General features: G+C 45.0%; 14 protein-coding genes and 1 pseudogene. All 15 read right to left on the bottom strand.

Going from position 1 to position 18,658, the window contains the following annotated elements; translation table 11 throughout:
* Window positions 1–11: 11 nt before the first annotated feature.
* A complete protein-coding gene (gene murG, locus Xish_RS03520; RefSeq protein ID WP_099116737.1) occupies window positions 12–1,097 on the bottom strand; it encodes an undecaprenyldiphospho-muramoylpentapeptide beta-N-acetylglucosaminyltransferase in 1,086 nt (361 codons plus the stop codon).
* On the bottom strand, window positions 1,094–2,287 hold the full coding sequence (ftsW, locus tag Xish_RS03515) for a cell division protein FtsW (RefSeq protein ID WP_099116736.1): 1,194 nt from the start codon (window positions 2,285–2,287) through the stop codon (window positions 1,094–1,096). The genes murG and ftsW overlap by 4 nt, the downstream gene beginning before the upstream one ends.
* A complete protein-coding gene (gene murD, locus Xish_RS03510; RefSeq protein ID WP_099116735.1) occupies window positions 2,287–3,612 on the bottom strand; it encodes a UDP-N-acetylmuramoyl-L-alanine--D-glutamate ligase in 1,326 nt (441 codons plus the stop codon). Before murD ends, ftsW begins: the two co-directional genes overlap by 1 nt.
* Before the next feature lie 2 nt (window positions 3,613–3,614).
* The gene (gene mraY, locus Xish_RS03505) at window positions 3,615–4,697 is read right to left on the bottom strand and encodes a phospho-N-acetylmuramoyl-pentapeptide-transferase (protein WP_099116734.1); all 1,083 of its coding nucleotides are present in this window, start codon (window positions 4,695–4,697) and stop codon (window positions 3,615–3,617) included.
* Window positions 4,691–6,073: a UDP-N-acetylmuramoyl-tripeptide--D-alanyl-D-alanine ligase gene (gene murF, locus Xish_RS03500; protein ID WP_099116733.1), complete on the bottom strand. Its 1,383-nt coding sequence runs from the start codon at window positions 6,071–6,073 to the stop codon at window positions 4,691–4,693. Before murF ends, mraY begins: the two co-directional genes overlap by 7 nt.
* Window positions 6,070–7,557, bottom strand: coding sequence for a UDP-N-acetylmuramoyl-L-alanyl-D-glutamate--2,6-diaminopimelate ligase (gene murE, locus Xish_RS03495; protein ID WP_099116732.1), 1,488 nt, complete (start codon window positions 7,555–7,557; stop codon window positions 6,070–6,072). Before murE ends, murF begins: the two co-directional genes overlap by 4 nt.
* Window positions 7,544–9,326: pseudogene (locus tag Xish_RS03490) on the bottom strand (peptidoglycan glycosyltransferase FtsI). Before Xish_RS03490 ends, murE begins: the two are co-directional and overlap by 14 nt.
* Before the next feature lie 27 nt (window positions 9,327–9,353).
* Window positions 9,354–9,674: a cell division protein FtsL gene (ftsL, locus tag Xish_RS03485; RefSeq protein ID WP_099116730.1), complete on the bottom strand. Its 321-nt coding sequence runs from the start codon at window positions 9,672–9,674 to the stop codon at window positions 9,354–9,356.
* Entirely contained in the window at window positions 9,671–10,615 is a 945-nt protein-coding gene (rsmH, locus tag Xish_RS03480; RefSeq protein WP_099116729.1) for a 16S rRNA (cytosine(1402)-N(4))-methyltransferase RsmH, read from the bottom strand. The genes ftsL and rsmH overlap by 4 nt, the downstream gene beginning before the upstream one ends.
* A 1-nt stretch (window position 10,616) precedes the next feature.
* Window positions 10,617–11,075, bottom strand: a complete 459-nt coding sequence (gene mraZ, locus Xish_RS03475; RefSeq protein ID WP_099116728.1) for a division/cell wall cluster transcriptional repressor MraZ — start codon at window positions 11,073–11,075, stop codon at window positions 10,617–10,619.
* Between the two features lie 648 nt (window positions 11,076–11,723).
* Window positions 11,724–12,731, bottom strand: a complete 1,008-nt coding sequence (gene cra, locus Xish_RS03470) for a catabolite repressor/activator (protein ID WP_099116727.1) — start codon at window positions 12,729–12,731, stop codon at window positions 11,724–11,726.
* Between the two features lie 88 nt (window positions 12,732–12,819).
* The gene (ilvN, locus tag Xish_RS03465; protein WP_167383280.1) at window positions 12,820–13,311 is read right to left on the bottom strand and encodes an acetolactate synthase small subunit; all 492 of its coding nucleotides are present in this window, start codon (window positions 13,309–13,311) and stop codon (window positions 12,820–12,822) included.
* 2 nt (window positions 13,312–13,313) lie between these two features.
* The gene (ilvI, locus tag Xish_RS03460; protein ID WP_099116726.1) at window positions 13,314–15,044 is read right to left on the bottom strand and encodes an acetolactate synthase 3 large subunit; all 1,731 of its coding nucleotides are present in this window, start codon (window positions 15,042–15,044) and stop codon (window positions 13,314–13,316) included.
* Window positions 15,045–15,243: 199 nt separating this feature from the next.
* On the bottom strand, window positions 15,244–17,043 hold the full coding sequence (locus Xish_RS03455) for an AMP-dependent synthetase/ligase (protein ID WP_425275017.1): 1,800 nt from the start codon (window positions 17,041–17,043) through the stop codon (window positions 15,244–15,246).
* A gap of 169 nt (window positions 17,044–17,212) precedes the next feature.
* A complete protein-coding gene (leuO, locus tag Xish_RS03450) occupies window positions 17,213–18,154 on the bottom strand; it encodes a transcriptional regulator LeuO (protein WP_099116724.1) in 942 nt (313 codons plus the stop codon).
* Window positions 18,155–18,658: the final 504 nt, after the last annotated feature.

Genomic DNA, 18,658 nt, shown 5'->3' with positions numbered 1-18,658 from the left:
ACGTCACCGTTCTATCTGGAACGGCCTGAATGATTTTTTGCAGCATCGATTAACGTTGCTGCCACACGCTCGGTTGCATTGATAATAGCGACTGAACGTGCTTTCTCTGCCATTTCTAACAATTGTGGACGTTGCCACTGGGTCAATAACCCGACGACAGCATCAACCGTAAATTCGGGTTGTTCGAGTATCTTTGCGGCTCCCGCTTTTTCCAAAGGCAAAGCATTCCAATATTGCTGGCGATCTTTATGCTGGAAAGGAACAAAAATCGCCGGTAAGCCTGCGGCGGAAACTTCACTAACTGTAAGTGCACCGGAGCGACATACGACAATATCAGCCCACGCATAAGCCTGCGCCATATCATCAATAAATTCAGTCACTTTGAATTCAGATTTAACTGAATTCTCATATTGTTTTTGTGTCTCTTCTCTGGCGCCCTTGCCTGCCTGATGCCATAAAGTGATTTTATCGCCCAAGCGAGCGGCTACTTCTGGCATAGTTTGGTTCAATATTCTTGCGCCTTGACTACCACCAACGACCAGAACCCGAACAGATCCTTCACGCCCGGCCAAACGCTGTATTGGTTCTGGCAATGCCAGTACGTCTTCCCTTACGGGATTACCAACAACGGGCGCGCCAGGGAATGCCCCCGGAAACGCCTGTAACACCGTTTTGGCAATTTTGGCCAACCAACGATTAGTCAGCCCTGCAATGCCATTTTGTTCGTGCAGTACAACCGGAATGCCACACAACCATGCCGCTATTCCACCTGGCCCGGAGACATATCCTCCCATTCCCAGCACAACATCGGGCTGATAACGGCGCATAATGGCTTTTGCCTGTCGAATAGCCTTAAAAATTCTAATTGGGGCAGCAAGTAACGCTTTCACTCCCTTGCCCCGCAAACCTGAAATCTGAATAAATTCGATATCAATGCCATGTTTCGGAACTAAATCAGCTTCCATGCGATCTGCGGTTCCCAACCAGCGAATATCCCACCCCTGCTCTTTTAAATGGTGAGCAACGGCCAGCCCTGGGAACACATGCCCCCCTGTACCACCAGCCATCACCATCAAACGCCGGTTTTTGCCACTCATTTAGGGCTCCTTACAAACGCCTGCGCTTTTGCCAGACGTACTTCATAATCAATTCGCAACAACAAGACGATGGCCGTTGACATCACTATCAAACTAGAGCCACCATAGCTGACTAAAGGTAATGTTAATCCTTTCGTTGGTAACATACCTGCCGCCGCACCAACGTTAATGAACGCCTGAAAGCTGAACCATATGCCGATTGCACAAGCTAAAAAACCAGAAAACCGTTGATTAAGCTGCAATGCCCGACGGCCGATCATCATGGCGCGGAAAGCGACGAAGAATACCATTGCCAGCACTAAAACCACACCGAAATAACCCAATTCTTCGGCCAGAATGGAGAAAATAAAGTCAGTATGAGCTTCCGGCAGGTATTCAAGTTTTTGGACTGAATTTCCCAGTCCCTGGCCAAAAAAGTCCCCACGACCAAATGCCATTAACGATTGGGTTAACTGATAACCACTGCCAAAAGGATCTTCCCACGGATTCAGGAAAGAGGTTACCCTGCGCATACGATAAGGTTCAGCCACAATCAATACGCACACGGCAAATATTCCGCAACCAATAATCGCCAGAAACTGCCACAATTTCGCCCCTGCCAGAAACAGCAGAGCCAATGTAGTCACAAATAACACAACCACTGTCCCCAAATCGGGCTGTGCCAACAACAAAATCGCCAATGCAACCATGACACTCATTGGTTTGCAAAATCCCCAGAAGTTGTTTCTTACTTCCTCAACTTTTCTGACCAGATAGCTGGAGAGATAACAAAAAAGTGATAGTTTTGACAATTCTGCCGGTTGAATGCGTAATGGGCCAATCGCTACCCAGCGTGATGCCCCGTTAACTGAACTCCCCACAAACAGCACCACAACCAGCATCATGATTGTCATTAATAACATGACGTTGCTGTAACGCAGCCAGAAGTCCATCGGAATGCGCAGCGTGATCAGGGATAAGAAAAAGCACAGTGACAAATAAATTGCATCACGTCGAGCAAAGATAAAGGGATCTTGAGCAAGACGTTGACCAACTGGCATGGATGCCGACGTTACCATGACAAAGCCAATTGCAGCCAACCCTAATATCATCCAGACCAGAGTACGATCATACATAACGGTATCTGTGGCATCTACTTCCACATTTCCCGCCAACCAAGTTTTAAATTTACCAAGGCCTGGAATGGTCATCAGCCTAACTCCTCTGCCAAACGAGCAAATTCATGACCACGATGCTCAAAGCTGTTGAACTGATCGAAGCTCGCACAAGCGGGTGACAACAATACCATGTCGCCAGAAACCAGCTTGGGGGCAATTTCTCTCATCGCCTGTTCCATTGTTTCCGTCAGTGTTGCAATTTCCGGGCGCAATTGTGCTAATTGCCCCCCGTCACGACCAAAACAGTACAGACGAACATGTTCCCCCGATATATAGGGTTTCAGTGGGATAAAATCTGCCGCTTTGCCATCTCCCCCCAATAAAAGATAGAGCGTCCCTTCCAGCTTCAATCCGCTCAGTGCTGCTTGGGTGCTGCCAACATTGGTTGCCTTAGAATCATTCACCCAACGAACACCATTTCTCATGTGAATCACCTGAAAGCGGTGTTCCAGCCCGGAATAAGTACGTAACGCCTGAAGGCTGGCAACACGAGGAATGCCTACAGCATCGGCCAGTGCTAACGCGGCTAATCCATTGGTATAGTTATGTTGACCGACCAACCTCATTTCACGTGTTGCCAACACAGGATGTTGATTAACCATCAGTTGTTGGTGTTCACTGTCAAACTGATAATCACCACTATCCACACCGAAGCTAATACAACGGCTATCTTTGCCTGTTTCTGGTAGTGTCAGAGCATCCTGTTCATTAACCACACAAGTTTTCGCCTGATGGTAAATGCGCAACTTCGCTGCACGATACTGCGCTAATCCTTCGGGATAACGAACCATGTGGTCTTCGGTCACATTCAGTACTGTCGCTGCCGTGGCTTTCAAGCTGTAAGTAGTTTCAAGTTGAAAACTGGACAGTTCCAGTACATAAAGCTGACAAGGCTGTTTCAGCAATTCCAGTGCAGGGACACCAATGTTGCCCCCCACGCCAACCTGCCATCCCGCTTCTTTCGCCATTTCGCCAAGTAGGGTGGTCACGGTGCTTTTGCCATTTGAACCCGTAATGGCAACAATCGGCGCAGTAGCTTCGCGGCAAAACAGCTCAATATCACCGATAATTTCAACACCCGCATCAGCCGCTGCCTGCAATTCAGGCGTTGCCAGCGCCATACCCGGGCTGGCAACGATTAAATCGGCCTCCATCAACCACTGTTTATTGAGGCTGCCTGTATGACACTCAACGTTATCAGGCAGCTTATTGCTGCCTGGTGGCACTATACGGGTATCCATCACGCGGGGTGTTACGCCACGTGTAATAAAAAAATCAACGCAGGACAGGCCGGTCAGCCCTAAGCCAACGATAACGACTTTTTTACCCCCGTATTCCGTCTTAAATAGTTCAGCCATGATTAACGTACCTTTAACGTTGCCAGACCAATCAACACCAACATCAAAGAAATAATCCAAAAGCGCACGATAACGCGTGGCTCTGGCCAACCTTTCAATTCATAGTGATGGTGAATTGGTGCCATGCGGAAAATGCGTTGTCCACGCAATTTGAATGAACCCACTTGCAAGATGACAGACAACGTTTCCACCACAAAAACGCCTCCCATAATGATCAGCAGGAACTCTTGGCGCAGCAATACGGCAATGGTTCCCAATGCCCCGCCCAAAGCCAATGACCCAACATCTCCCATAAACACTTGCGCCGGATAAGTGTTAAACCACAAGAAACCCAGTCCTGCACCGACAATCGCAGTGCAGACAATCACTAGTTCACCCGCGTGGCTCAAATAAGGGATATGCAGGTAGTTAGCAAAATTCACGTTACCTGTTGCCCATGCCACCAAGGCAAAACCTGCTGCAACAAGTACTGTTGGCATAATGGCAAGGCCATCCAATCCATCAGTCAGATTCACCGCGTTACTGGTTCCTACAATCACAAAATACGTCAGCAGAATGTAAAACAAACCCAGTTGCGGCATAACCTCTTTAAAGAACGGCACGACTAATTGTGTTGCAGATGTATCTTTGCCGATGCTGTACATAACAAACGCGACACCCAGAGCAATAACGGACTGCCAGAAATATTTCCAACGAGCAATTAGCCCCTTGGTGTCTTTACGCACCACTTTGCGGTAATCATCCACAAATCCCACAACGCCATAACCGACTAAAACAAGCAAAACACACCAGACATAGGGATTATCCAAACGAGTCCACAGCAATACAGAGATCGTAATGGAGAACAAAATCAACAATCCCCCCATTGTCGGTGTCCCACGCTTACTAAAATGGGATTCAGGACCGTTATCGCGTACAACTTGGCCTATTTGCAATTTTTGCAGATAAGCGATCAACCTTGGCCCCATCCATAACGCGATGAATAATGCAGTAAGCAAGCCGACGATGGCTCTGAACGTCAAATATGAGAAGACGTTAAAACCGGTGTGATACTTAACCAGATATTCGGCCAGCCAAACTAACATTGGAAGTTCTCCTTCAGCACGTTCACAACCTCTTCCATTGCGGCACTACGTGAACCTTTAATTAATATGGAAATCATTTCATGTTGTTCCAGTAAAAGAAGCAGCGCTGCAACTAATTCAGCCTTGTTCGCAAAATGCTGCCCCCGACCACTCGCTCTACTAATATGGGCACTGAAAGCCCCAACGCTGAGTACCTTATCTATGTTTGTCGATGCCACGGCTTCGCCCACCTCACGATGGCACTCAATCGCCTGCTCTCCCAATTCTCCCATATCACCAACAACCATGACTCGGTAACCAGACATCTGCGCTAGCACATTCGCCGCTGCTATCATGGAGCCGGGATTGGCGTTATAAGTGTCATCTAATATCGTTTTTCCCTCAGTCAGGACGACAGGAAATAAACGTCCTGCAACCGCTTGCAACCCCGATAATCCGGTACGAATATCATCCAGTGATGCACCAACAGAAATTGCCAACGCGCTGGCTGCCAATGCATTGGCTACATTGTGTTTCCCCGGCAATGGCAATGTCAGTTCAACACGCCCAATGGGGCTATGGAGGCAAAAATGCGTTGCCAACGGTTGTTCTAAAATGTCCGTTGCGTAAAAATCCGCTCCCGCCGTTGATGAAGCGGAAAAGCGCCATACTGTTTGCTGATCGCTAATGCTGTGCTGCCAATTTTCCCAATCATTGCTATCCAGATTGATTATGGCGGTTCCAGTTGGAGCAAGGCCTGCAAAGATTTCACCTTTTGCCTTTGCCACCCCGACCAAAGAGCCGAAACCTTCCAGGTGAGCAGAAAAGAGGTTATTGACCAATGCACTTTCAGGACAAGTCATTTCAGTGGTGTAAGATATTTCACCAATATGGTTCGCTCCCAGTTCAATAACGGCAAACTGGTGCTTATCCGTCAACCTGAACAACGTCAATGGCACGCCAATATCATTGTTGAAGTTGCCTGCGGTATATAGGGTATCGCCACACTGACGCAGAATCGCCGCTGTCATCTCTTTAACGGATGTTTTACCTGACGAGCCTGTTAAAGCCACAACGCGTGCTTTACTTTGTTGACGAACCCAGCCCGCCAGTTTTCCCATCGCCAGACGCGTGTCTTTAACCACAACCTGAGGGCAGTCAATATCCAGACAACAACTAACCAATAAAGCACCAGCGCCCTGCTGTGCTACATCAGCAGCAAAATCATGGGCGTCGAATTTTTCGCCTTTTAAGGCAATAAACAACCCACCACGCACGATCTTACGGCTATCCGTTTCCACAGTATTAATTTGCAAAGTTTCAGCTTGCTGTTCGGTAATGCGATATAACGTGCCACCGGTCAAGTGTGCTAATTGCTGTAGGGTCAGAGGGATCATGCAATTACCTCCAGCAAACGCGCAACAGTCAGGCGATCTGAGTAATCCAAACGACGATTGCCAACCAATTGATAATCTTCATGACCTTTGCCGGCCACAAGAACCACATCGTCTTCATTTGCCTGCATAATGGCACTGGTGACGGCCTCAACCCGCCCATGAATCGCCGTCGCCTGTCCTGGGTCGATGAACCCTTGCAGGATATCAGTCACAATTGACTGAGGCTCTTCACTGCGTGGATTATCATCAGTGACAATCACATGATCAGCGCCCTGCTCTGCAATGCCCCCCATTAATGGACGCTTGCCTTTGTCGCGATCACCGCCACAACCAAATACACACCAAAGTTGCCCTTTACAGTGCAGGCGAGCCGCAGATAATGCTTTTTCCAAGGCATCAGGTGTATGGGCATAATCAACCACAACCGTCGGACGACCCGCAGCAGAAAAAACTTCCATACGGCCACAAACAGGTTTCAGACAAGAAGCCGTCGATAGCAGTTTTTCCAAGGGATAGTCCAGAGACAACAGAGTGGTAAGCGCCAATAGTAAATTACTCACATTAAACGCGCCCATAAGAGGGCTATTGAATGTCCCATTCCCCCAACTGGAATTAAATGTGATGGAAGCACCTTTGTCGTGGTAATGCACCTCACTGGCCGATAGCCAACGCCCCTGCCAATTTTCGGGCAAATTATTTTCCATCGAAACAGCAACGGCATCCGGCAGGTGAGACAACCACTTCTGCCCAACCGCATCATCAGCATTGATGATTTTCTGCTTTACATCATGGTCACTGAACAGTCGCCATTTGGCATCTTCGTAATTTTCCATATCACCATGATAATCAAGGTGATCACGGCTTAAATTAGTAAAAATAGCGGCTTGAAATGGCAATGCTGCCACTCTTCCCTGAACCAGACCATGCGAAGAGACTTCCATCGCAGCAAAAGTAGCGTTTTGATTAACCAATTGTTGTAAATCAAGCTGAATATCAACCGCAGAGCCAGTTGTATTTTCGCTGGGAACGATCATACCCAACAAACCATTTCCGACCGTTCCCATCACGGCACTGGTTTCGCCAAGCCCCTGACTCCATTGCGCCAACAATTGGGTTGTTGTTGTTTTCCCGTTGGTGCCCGTCACCCCAATCAATTTCAGTTTATTGCCGGGATGCTGGTAAAATTCGCCGGCCAGATTTGATAATTTGCTATTTAAATTATCCAGATAGATAACAGGCACACCGTGCATTTTCTGCACAGTGCCGTTATCTGCTTTTCCCTTCGCTTCTGCAATCACCGCAGCGACACCTTGAGCGATAGCTTGAGGAATATACTTTCGACCGTCTGTCTGATGCCCTTGAACCGCAACAAACAGATCTCCGGCAGCCGCCTTACGGCTATCCAATGTCATTTCACGCAGCCGAAGCTCCGGTGTATCAACACCCCATGGAGCCAATAAATCGCGCAAATTACGATCTGCCACTTTTATCCTCTTTATTTATTAATCACAAATTCGTTTTTATCGCCTATAGGCAATGCATCTGGTTCAACATTCATGGTACGCAGAACACCACTCATGATTGTGCCGAAGACAGGTGCAGCAACTGCACCGCCATAATATTTACCTGCTTGTGGATCATTAATGATCACAACCAGTGAAAACCGTGGATTACTCGCCGGTGCAATTCCGGCGGTATAAGAAATATGCTTATTATTGAGATACCTGCCATCTGGCCCGACTTTTCTTGCTGTACCCGTTTTAACAGCAATGCGATAACCTTTTATCGCTGCCCGTACACCGCCTCCCCCTGGTAATGCCACACTCTCCATCATGTGCACCACTGTTCGCATGACAGTTTCAGGAAATACTCGTGTACCCGGCACGGGAGGATCGACTTTGGTAATGGACAATGGGCGATAAACACCCAGACTGCCTATCGTTGCATAGACTCGCGCTAACTGTAACGGCGTTACCATCAGCCCGTAGCCGAAAGAAAAGGTGGCCCTATCAAGATCTGACCACCGTTGTTTATTAGTTGGAAATAAGCCACTACTTTCTCCGACCAGCCCCAAATTGGTCGGTTTTCCCATCCCAAAGCGTGAATAAACATTTACCACCTCTGAGGCAGGCATCGCTAACGCCAGCTTGGAAACACCAACGTTACTCGACTTCTGTAAGATTCCTGTGATAGTTAATTCAGGACGTGGCGCAACATCTTTAATTTCATGCCCTCGCGATCCATACGTTACTCGGTATGGTCTGGTATCTAACACGGTATTTTCTTTGACAATGCCACTATTCAGTGCACTCATCACCACCAGCGGTTTCACCGTAGAACCTGGCTCAAAAATATCGGTGATAGCACGGTTACGCATCGCATCTTTCGGCGTTCCAGCCAAATTATTTGGGTTATAAGATGGGCTGTTTGCCATTGCCAATACTTCGCCTGTATTGACATCAACCAGTACGGCTGTACCTGATTCGGCTTTGTTCAGCGCAACGGCTTTGGTTAATTCGCGATATACCAGCATCTGAAGGCGCTCATCTATGCTGAGCGTTAAATCGTGGGCGGCTCGGCTATCTGTCGATGAAATATCCTCAATAACACGCCCTGTACGATCTTTACGAACAGTTCGGCTTCCCGGCATACCTGTCAACCAGTTATCAAAGCTTTTTTCAACGCCCTCAATACCTGCACCGTCAATATTAGTGACGCCAATAATATGTGCTGTCACCTGCCCTGCCGGATAATAACGGCGGGATTCCTGACGCAAATAGATACCAGGCAGCCTCAATTTCTCGACATAATCGCCGATAGATGTATTCACTTGACGAGCAAGGTAAACAAAACGCCCCTTGGGATATTCGTTAATTTTGCTGGTTAGTTGTTCAAGAGGGATAGAAAGGGCATCAGCCAAAGCCTGCCAACGAGAGTCATTTGTGATACCCCCTTTTTCAAACACTTCCTTAGGGTCTGCCCAGACCGCATCAACAGGCACACTCACTGCCAGTGGGCGCCCATTGCGGTCATTGATCATGCCACGGGCAGTCGGGACAGATTGGATACGCAGGGAACGCGAATCACCTTCTTTTACCAAACGATCAGGATTGATGATCTGCAAATAGGCAACACGAATCAAAAGCCCGATTAAAGCAATCCCAATGCCTCCACATAGCAAGGCAAAACGCCAGCTTACAAAACTTGCTTTATCTTCTTGCTTTTTCAACTTTAAAGAGCGTGCAGCTTTCATCGCCCACCTTTTGGTTGTCAACTGGACTTATTGAATGATCACAATATTCTCTTTACTTGGATCAACGTGTTGCATCAGCAATTTTTCAGTCGCAATCCGTTCAACCCGACTGTGATCACCCAGTGCGTTCTCTTCAAGGAGCAGATTACGCCACTCAATATCCTGAGCATCAAGCTGGATAACTTGACGCTCTTTTTCCGCAGTCAATAAGCGGGTCTGATGTGTGACCGTCACAACACTGATGGCTGAAACTACAACTGCTACCAGCAAAATCAGTGGGAGTTTGGCATTACGAATTAAATCGTTACCAATCACTCCAACTAACCCATGACGTTCACCAGCCATCAGTCACCCACCTTTTCAGCAAACCGCAAAACCGAGCTACGCGCTCTTGGATTTGTGGCTACTTCATCCTCTGAGGGTTTCATTTTGCCAATGGATTTCAGACTTCTTCCCCCCAGCGTTTTTAACTGCGCTTCTGTGAGAGGCAAACCGGCTGGAACCTGTGGCCCCTGACTGTGTTGTCGGATAAAGCGTTTCACTATGCGATCTTCCAACGAGTGGAAACTGATGACTGATAATCGCCCTTGTGGTGCCAGAACGTGCAGTGCACCCTCTAATGCACGTTCTATCTCTTCCAGTTCACTGTTAATGTAAATCCTGATGGCCTGAAAGCTGCGTGTTGCCGGATGCTTATGTTTTTCTTTAATCGGGCTTGCCTGAGCAATCAACTCTGCCAGCTCGCGCGTACGCGTAATCGGTTGTTCCTGATTGCGTGCCACAATGGCTCTTGCGATACGCTTGGCAAAACGCTCTTCGCCAAATGTTTTTAACACCCATGCGATGTCATCTGCTTCAGCTTTCATCAACCATTCTGCGGCAGACTGCCCACGAGTGGTATCCATACGCATATCCAATGGCCCATCACGCATAAATGAAAAACCACGTTCAGGATCATCCAATTGTGGGGAAGAAACCCCTAAATCCAGCAATACGCCATCAATTTTTCCAACCAGACCAGCCTCTTCTACATAAGTTGCCAATTCAGAAAATGGCCCATGAGTAATAGAAAAACGCTTGTCCGTAATGGCCTTTGACGCTTCAATGGCTTGTGGGTCACGATCGATCGCCATCAAACGTCCATTGGGTCCCAATTTCGACAAAATCAGGCGAGAATGTCCCCCTCGCCCAAACGTTCCATCGATATAAATTCCATCTTCTTGAATATTCAATCCATTGACAGCTTCATCCAGCAGTACACTGGTATGCTCAAAATGACTATTTGCCATGTTATAGTGATAAATCCTGTAGCCTTGCTGATAGAGGTTCTTGTGTGGATTGCTCAACCGCAATATCATCCTGTACCTGTTGATACCAAACTTGTTCATCCCACAATTCAAATTTATTAAATTGCCCAACCAGCATGACCTCTTTTGTTAGCCCTGCGTGCTGTCGCAGTGTGCTGGCTAATAAAAGACGTCCTGCACTGTCCATTTGACATTCACTGGCGTGTCCCAATAACAAACGTTGAACACGACGTTCGGCTGGATTCATGCTGGATAAGCGAGATAATTTTTTTTCGATGACTTCCCATTCGGGTAATGTATAAAGCAACAAGCACGGCTGATGAAGATCAATAGTACAAACCATCTGGCCTGTTGATACTTCATTCAGCATTTCTCTATATCGGGCTGGTACAGTAAGCCGCCCTTTGCTATCGAGATTAACCAGCGTTGCTCCACGAAACATACTCAGGTTACCCCTTGATGGCTCAAATCTCCACATTATCCCACAAATCACCACAATTAAGAGTTTACGGATGGTATGAAAACCTTGTCAAGCCAGAGCCTGGGCGCTTTAGCTAGATTTACAGAAAGATTCGGAAGAGAAAAAGAAGGATTTTTTAGTTTTGGCTGTATTAATAATAGATAACATCATGATAATTTTGAATAATTTAATAAATCTGTAGAGAACCTTATTTAAGATGGCATTCAGTACAATTAATTACCACTTAAATTAATTTATGTAACCCATATCTCACTACCGATCAATTATTAATCGACATAAAATTATCAATAATAACTATATATTTAGGTTACAATAGCATAAAAAATAATAACATATTGAAATTTTGTATTTACCTAAAAACATAAAATGGTTACATATCAAACAAGTAAAAAAATAATTCTTAAACAACAAATACCCCATATAAACAATAACGCGTTATTACAAAATTATTCATCCTGTGAATTTAAATAACACATTATCGATTTTCACGGTTATAAAAATCTGTTTAGAAGAATTTTAGTAAGAATAATCTCAAAATTGCCTCAACGCGCGTATTTTGATGATATCAGGCAGGCAAATAGCACCCTCATCTTTAATGAGGGTACTCAATTAGGCTTTTCGGCTTAACTTACCACGACGACATAGATGACGACGCATTCGGGTTATTCCGGGAGTTGGACGCTGCTTTTCATCCAAACTGGCTAATACCAGTTCAAGAGCACGTTCAGCAACATCACGATGACGCTGTGCCACCGACAATACCGGACACTCAAGGAAATCAAGCAATTCATGATCACCAAATGTGGCAATAACCAATTGACTTGGTAAACGGCCACTGCGTTTGAGAAGCGTATCCATGACACCCTGAAGTAACGCAAATGAAGTCGTATACAAAGCCTGAGGAACAGGGTTTGCGTCCAACCATGATGCAAATACTTCTGCCGCAGCTTCACGTTCATAGCTATTGGCATAAAGATAGTTTACTTCCCGTGGATCATGCTGCCACGCTTCGCGGAAACCTTGTTCACGCAAGAAACTGACCGACAATTCAGGTAATGCTCCCAAATAAAGGACAGATTCAGCCGGAAATTGACGCAATTCCTGTGCCAGCATCTTCGCATCTTCAAGATCATCCCCAACCACACTGATAAAATGTTCGCTGTCCAAGGCACGGTCAAGTGCGATGATTGGCAATGAGCGATTTGCCCAACGCTGGTAGAAAGGATGCTCAGGCGGCAAGGCGGTAGAAACAATGATCGCATCAACCTGACGTTGTAAAAGATGTTCAACACAACGCATTTCATTATCTGGCTGATCTTCAGAACAGGCGATCAGTAACTGGTAGCCGCGTTGCCGTGCCTGACGTTCAAGATAATTGGCAATACGTGTGTAACTCGTATTTTCCAGATCGGGTATGACTAAACCAATTGAACGGGTTCTCCCCGCCCGAAGGCCAGCGGCGACAGCATTAGGATGATAATTATGCTCCTTGACCACTGCCATCACTTTTTCTACTGTTTTATCACTAACCCGATACTGCTTAGCTTTACCATTGATAACATAACTGGCCGTAGTACGTGAAACACCTGCTAAGCGGGCGATCTCATCCAGTTTCACATTAACCCCTCAGTAAGATGATGAAAAAGCCCTACTTTACAGTAGGGCTCAATAAATATCTGTATTTTAACCCGCAGATTACGATTTTTCATCGCATAATTTTATCTCCGCGAGAGACACCAACGATGCCCGAACGCACCACTTCAACGATCTCCGCCACGTCTCTGATTGAATCAAGAAAAGCGTCCAGTTTTTCACTTGTCCCTACTAATTGGACAGTATAGAGTGCTGAAGTCACATCAACGATCTGACCGCGAAAAATATCGGTACTGCGTTTAACCTCTTCCCGTGCATATCCACTGGCTTGTAATTTAACCAGCATGATTTCCCGCTCAACATGAGGCCCTGCTGTTAATTCATTGACCCTCAATACATCCACCAATTTATGCAACTGTTTTTCAATTTGTTCCAATACCTTGGCATCACCTTTGGTTTGGATAGTCATACGTGACAATGTGGGATCTTCAGTAGGAGCGACCGTTAAACTTTCGATGTTATAACCCCGCTGAGAGAATAAACCCACAACGCGGGATAATGCTCCCGATTCGTTTTCAAGTAATACAGACAAAATCCGGCGCATGATCAGGTTCTCTCTGTTTTGCTTAACCACATTTCATCCATTGCCCCGCCTCGGATCTGCATTGGATAAACATGTTCTGTTTCGTCAACGGTAACATCCACGAAAACCAGACGTTGATTTTCAGTGACTTCATGCAGTGCTTGAGTCAATTTAGCCTCCAACTCATCGTAAGTTTGGATGGAGATGCCAATATGCCCATAAGATTCTGCCAATTTGACGAAATCAGGCAGGGATTCCATGTAGGATTGAGAATGACGACCCGCGTATATCATATCCTGCCATTGTTTCACCATACCCAAGAAACGGTTATTCAGATTCAGCACCAGCACAGGCAAACCATATTGCAAGGCAGTAGATAATTCTTGAATATTCATCTGAATACTGCCATCCCCTGTTACACACACGACCGTGGCTTCAGGTTTCGCCAACTTCACGCCAAGCGCAGCAGGCAAGCCAAATCCCATCGTTCCTAAACCACCAGAATTGATCCAACGTCGCGGCTTATCAAAGGGGTAATGCAAAGCAGCAAACATCTGATGCTGGCCAACATCTGACGCAATGTAGGCGTCCCCCTTGGTTAGACGATAAAGAGTTTCAATAACCGCCTGTGGCTTGATTTTCGCTGTCGTGTGATCGTAATCAAGACACTTGCGGCTGCGCCACTGTTCAATCGCAAGCCACCAATCTTTCAGGGCATCGGGGTCTTGGCTATCTTCTTCGATGGAATCCAATAATTCCAGCATCTGACCAAGTATCTGTTTAGCATCGCCAACAATAGGGATATCCGCTGTTACCGTTTTTGAAATTGAGGTTGGATCGATATCAATATGTAATACGGTTGCTTCGGGGCAATATTTTTCCAGATTATTGGTTGTTCGATCGTCAAAACGCACTCCTACTGCAAAAATAACATCAGAGTTGTGCATCGCTTTATTCGCTTCAAAAGTTCCGTGCATCCCCAGCATGCCTAAGCTTTGGCGATGTGTTGCAGGAAATGCACCTAATCCCATCAACGAACTGACGACCGGAAGGTGAAAATGTTCAGCCAACTTCAGCAATTCAGTTGTACAGGCAGAATTTATGGCTCCCCCTCCAACATAAATTACGGGTTTTTTTGCCTTCATCAGCGTCTTCAACACACGTTTAATTTGTCCCTTGTGTCCCTGTACAGTAGGGTTATAAGAACGCATGTTAATTTTTTCAGGGTACACATACGGGAATTTCAATGCAGGGTTGACGGTATCTTTAGGAAAATCGATAACAACAGGTCCCGGCCGACCACTTGCAGCCAGGTAAAAAGCTTTTTTAATTGTATTTGGAATATCTTCTGCTTTTTTCACCAGAAAACTATGTTTCACGATGGGGCGGGAAATTCCCACCATATCGCATTCCTGAAAAGCATCATTACCTATCAGGGAACTGGCAACCTGACCAGATAACACGACCATAGGAATTGAATCCATGTATGCCGTTGCAATGCCTGTGACGGCATTCGTTGCCCCTGGCCCTGAGGTGACTAAAACAACCCCAACTTTGCCCGTACTACGCGCATATCCATCCGCCATATGAACAGCACCCTGTTCATGACGCACTAAAATATGTTCGACTCCCCCAATCGTATGCAGGGCATCATAAATATCCAGTACCGCCCCGCCCGGATAACCGAACACGTGTTCAACGCCCTGATCGATTAGCGATCTGACAATCATTTCGGCTCCTGACAACATCTCCATCGAGTTTGCCTCCAGGCTCTGTTTGCAAGTTAATCGTCTGAATTTTATAAGGTAACGAAAAAGTTACCTTATTCATCCCATTTTTTATTTATTCCATAACGCCAAGTTAACTAACATAACGTTAGACACAAATGTTAGCAAACATCAATTTACATATTGAAAACATTCGTTGAAGAAGAGAGAGCCGAACTTTTACCTATTAATCCTGATACATAGATTCAATTTCACGCTGATAACGCTGAGAAATAACCTTACGACGTAATTTCAATGTCGGCGTTAATTCTCCTTTTTCCATTGAAAAGGCTTCCGGCAAAAGAATAAATCGTTTGACCTGATGGAATCTGACAATATTTTTTTGCATTTCTTTTAAACGTCGTTCAAACAGCTCAACAATTTGGTGATTGCGCAGCAATTCCAGGCGGTCACGGTAATGGAGATTGATAGATTTCGCATACTCTTCCACAGCTTCATAACTGGGAACAATCAGCGCAGAAACGAATTGGCGCGCATCAGCAATGACGGCAATATGTTCAATAAAACGATCCTGCCCTAACATCCCTTCAATCATTTGTGGCGCAATATATTTACCTGTTGACGTTTTCATCAGATCTTTCAGGCGCTCGGTAATAAACAAATTACCGTTTTCGTCCAGACCTCCGGCATCGCCTGTCCGCAGCCAACCATCCTCCGTAAAGGCATGGACCGTTTCCTCTGGGCGGTTGAAATAACCTTTCATTACAATAGGGCCACGCACTTGGATTTCCCCTTCCGCACTAATGCGAACATCAACCTCAGGCAGTGGAGTACCAATTGAGCCAAACAGATAATTTTTTTCTTCCCAGCAAGACACCGTGGCACAAGTTTCTGTCATACCATATCCATATTTGATATTCAGGCCAATGGACAGAAAAAAACGGGTAATGGCATCGTCAAGGCGTGCTCCCGCCACCGGCAAGAAACGCACTCGTCCGCCCAAAAGCCCACGGAGTTTATTCAACACCAATTTGTCAGCCAATCGATAACTACAGCGCGTGAATGGGCATCCTTTTTTATTCTCCTGCTGATTCTTCCAGCGGTTTTCTCCCTGTTTCAGCGCCCAATTAAAAATCATCCTACGCCAAAAAGGCGCTCGGGAAACTTTTTCTAAGATCGCACCATGAATTTTCTCATAAAAACGGGGGACGGAGCACATCACCGTCGGATGCACATCAGACATGGCCTCACGCACAAGATTGGTATCTGTTAAATAAACGTTCAGGGCACCAGTGTGCATGACATAATAACTCCACGCCCGCTCAAAAATATGGGATAGCGGCAGAAAGCAGAGTGATACATCCTGATTGGTCAATGTTAACCTCTGGTCATGCAGATAAAGCTGTGCCGCCATATTCCGATAATCCAGCATCACCCCTTTTGGCTCCCCCGTTGTACCAGAGGTATAGATTAACGTGAAAAGGTCATTCAAGTCCTGACCCGCAATACGGCTATTAAATTCTGCCTGATATTGCGAGTAGTCATTATCAATCAAGGAGGATAAATACAATGCCTGCGGACATTCTTTCAAGTCCACAGATTCGTCCATAACAATAAGATGGGTAAGTTTAGGACACAGTTCGATCAGCGTCATTGCAATGTCATATTGTTCCTGTCCACCAACAAATAACACCTGTACTGCTGCATCATTGAGAATAAATGCCGCCTGATCACAAGTATTGGTCGCGTACAATGGCACGGTCACTGCCCGAAGCTGAAGGATAGCTAAGTCAGCTAATGACCATGCCATACAATTTTGCGCAAAAATACCCACTTTCCCCTGCACTTCTACTCTCAATGACAGTAATGCTTTTGCCACAGATTTTGTTGTGCATTCAATCTGTCGCCAATTCATTGCCAACTGTTCTGATGGAGACCACTGCCGAAAGGCAACTTTTTCTGGATATTCATTGAATTGCTGCTGCAATCGGTTAACCAAGTGATAGGAGTGCAGAGGATCTGTTATCACAATATATTCCTGTATAAATATTTCATTCAGCGTTTTTAGTAAGTGAATTACCCACTTTTCAGCTTACAGATGTTAGCTATTTCCGCGCAGTCTACCCATTCCTGGTAAAAGGGGGAAGCCCATTTTTGATATCTTCTCCCTTGTTCTACTTCAATGTGATCTATTTTTACTCACCAAGATGACTTAACAGTGATTTCATCCACTGATGGCCTTTATCCCGATCTGTTGCACCATGCCATATCAAATAACAAGGACGAAAAATTGAGCCATTAGGCAAAGTTACTGAACAGATATTTAACTGTTCGGAATAGTGATCAACCATCCACTTTGGTACTATGGCGACTAAATAAGTCTGAGAAACAATATTAAGAACACTATTTAAATCCGTTCCCTGATAAGAAACAGAACGCAATAATTCATTATTTTCATAGTAAGGTTTACTAAATGAATCTATGTTATCCAATGCAACGATGGCATGTCTTTCTTTCTGTAATTGTTGCTGTGTAATTCGACTGCCAATTCTAGGATGATGCTTAGAAAAAGCCAGAACCAATTCATCATTAAACAGCGGATAATTATGAAAACTAGGGCATTCCAATTGGTTGTAACTGATAACAAATTCTATTTCCTGATATTTTAATTGCTTCTCAATATCATCATTAATTTGTGTTTTAATAACAATTTCGATATTGCAAGCCTGTTTTTTTATCTGTCCAACAATTTGAGCAGCTAAACGAATATCAAGGGGACTACAAATAGAGAGATTAAATATCCTTGTACTCTTGTTGGGATCAAATCCCACTCCAGGTAGTTCATTATGAACAATTTGCAATGCCTGCCTAAGCGGTCCAAAAAGCTGTTTTGCCCTCGCCGTTGGCTGAATACCTCGACCATAACGAACAAATAGTTCATCACCAAACATTGTTTTCAGACGCGATACAGCATTACTGACTGCCGGTTGTGACATTCCCAATGCCTGAGCTGCTCGTGTAATATTTTGCATTTGCATTACAGTGTCAAAAACAGTCAGCAAATTAAGATCCACACCACGCAATTGAATATCGCACGATTCTTTTTTTTCTGTCGCTATTGAGTTGTATTCTGTCATTATTTCACTCCACTAAATATAGTAGCGCCCTCATTAAATATAGATATTTACCGTGTCTAAATATAACATTTCAATATCACAAACAGTCTTATCCATTAATAAGAACAATCACTCCAATTTCGTTAAAAAACAAACTGGAGTTCACTCTTGTACAAAAACAAAAAAACACGCATAACCAATACATTTTTATTTACGTAACCGTAATATTTTTATAATAATGAATATTAGTTTTTATATATGAATAGCAGCAACTCAAATTACACTAATGACTTTTATCGTAAGTAATTCGTCAATAATGAAATTCCAATCTATCAAAATACAATTTATTAATATTCTATATGGTTATGATTTTTTAACCTAAAACACGGTGGTCAACATCCATCTATCCTTGTTACTTAGAAATATAGTTGACTGTATAAAATAACAGGCATCTCATTTATTATCCATCAGGGCAGGATTTTACTCCATATATTGATACAAAAAATAGATAAAAACATCGCTAAA

The sequence above is a fragment of the Xenorhabdus ishibashii genome, assembly GCF_002632755.1.
Lineage (GTDB): Bacteria > Pseudomonadota > Gammaproteobacteria > Enterobacterales > Enterobacteriaceae > Xenorhabdus > Xenorhabdus ishibashii.
This window is presented reverse-complemented; position numbering and strand designations above follow the sequence as displayed.

Excerpts from the sequence above, each read along its gene's own strand:
- murG (WP_099116737.1), bottom strand. The coding sequence starts at position 1,097 with ATGAGTGGCAAAAACCGGCGTTTGATGGTGATGGCTGGTGGTACAGGG.
- ftsW (WP_099116736.1), bottom strand. The coding sequence starts at position 2,287 with ATGACCATTCCAGGCCTTGGTAAATTTAAAACTTGGTTGGCGGGAAAT.
- murD (WP_099116735.1), bottom strand. The coding sequence starts at position 3,612 with ATGGCTGAACTATTTAAGACGGAATACGGGGGTAAAAAAGTCGTTATC.
- mraY (WP_099116734.1), bottom strand. The coding sequence starts at position 4,697 with ATGTTAGTTTGGCTGGCCGAATATCTGGTTAAGTATCACACCGGTTTT.
- murF (WP_099116733.1), bottom strand. The coding sequence starts at position 6,073 with ATGATCCCTCTGACCCTACAGCAATTAGCACACTTGACCGGTGGCACG.
- rsmH (WP_099116729.1), bottom strand. The coding sequence starts at position 10,615 with ATGGCAAATAGTCATTTTGAGCATACCAGTGTACTGCTGGATGAAGCT.
- mraZ (WP_099116728.1), bottom strand. The coding sequence starts at position 11,075 with ATGTTTCGTGGAGCAACGCTGGTTAATCTCGATAGCAAAGGGCGGCTT.
- ilvN (WP_167383280.1), bottom strand. The coding sequence starts at position 13,311 with ATGCGCCGGATTTTGTCTGTATTACTTGAAAACGAATCGGGAGCATTA.
- ilvI (WP_099116726.1), bottom strand. The coding sequence starts at position 15,044 with ATGGAGATGTTGTCAGGAGCCGAAATGATTGTCAGATCGCTAATCGAT.
- leuO (WP_099116724.1), bottom strand. The coding sequence starts at position 18,154 with ATGACAGAATACAACTCAATAGCGACAGAAAAAAAAGAATCGTGCGAT.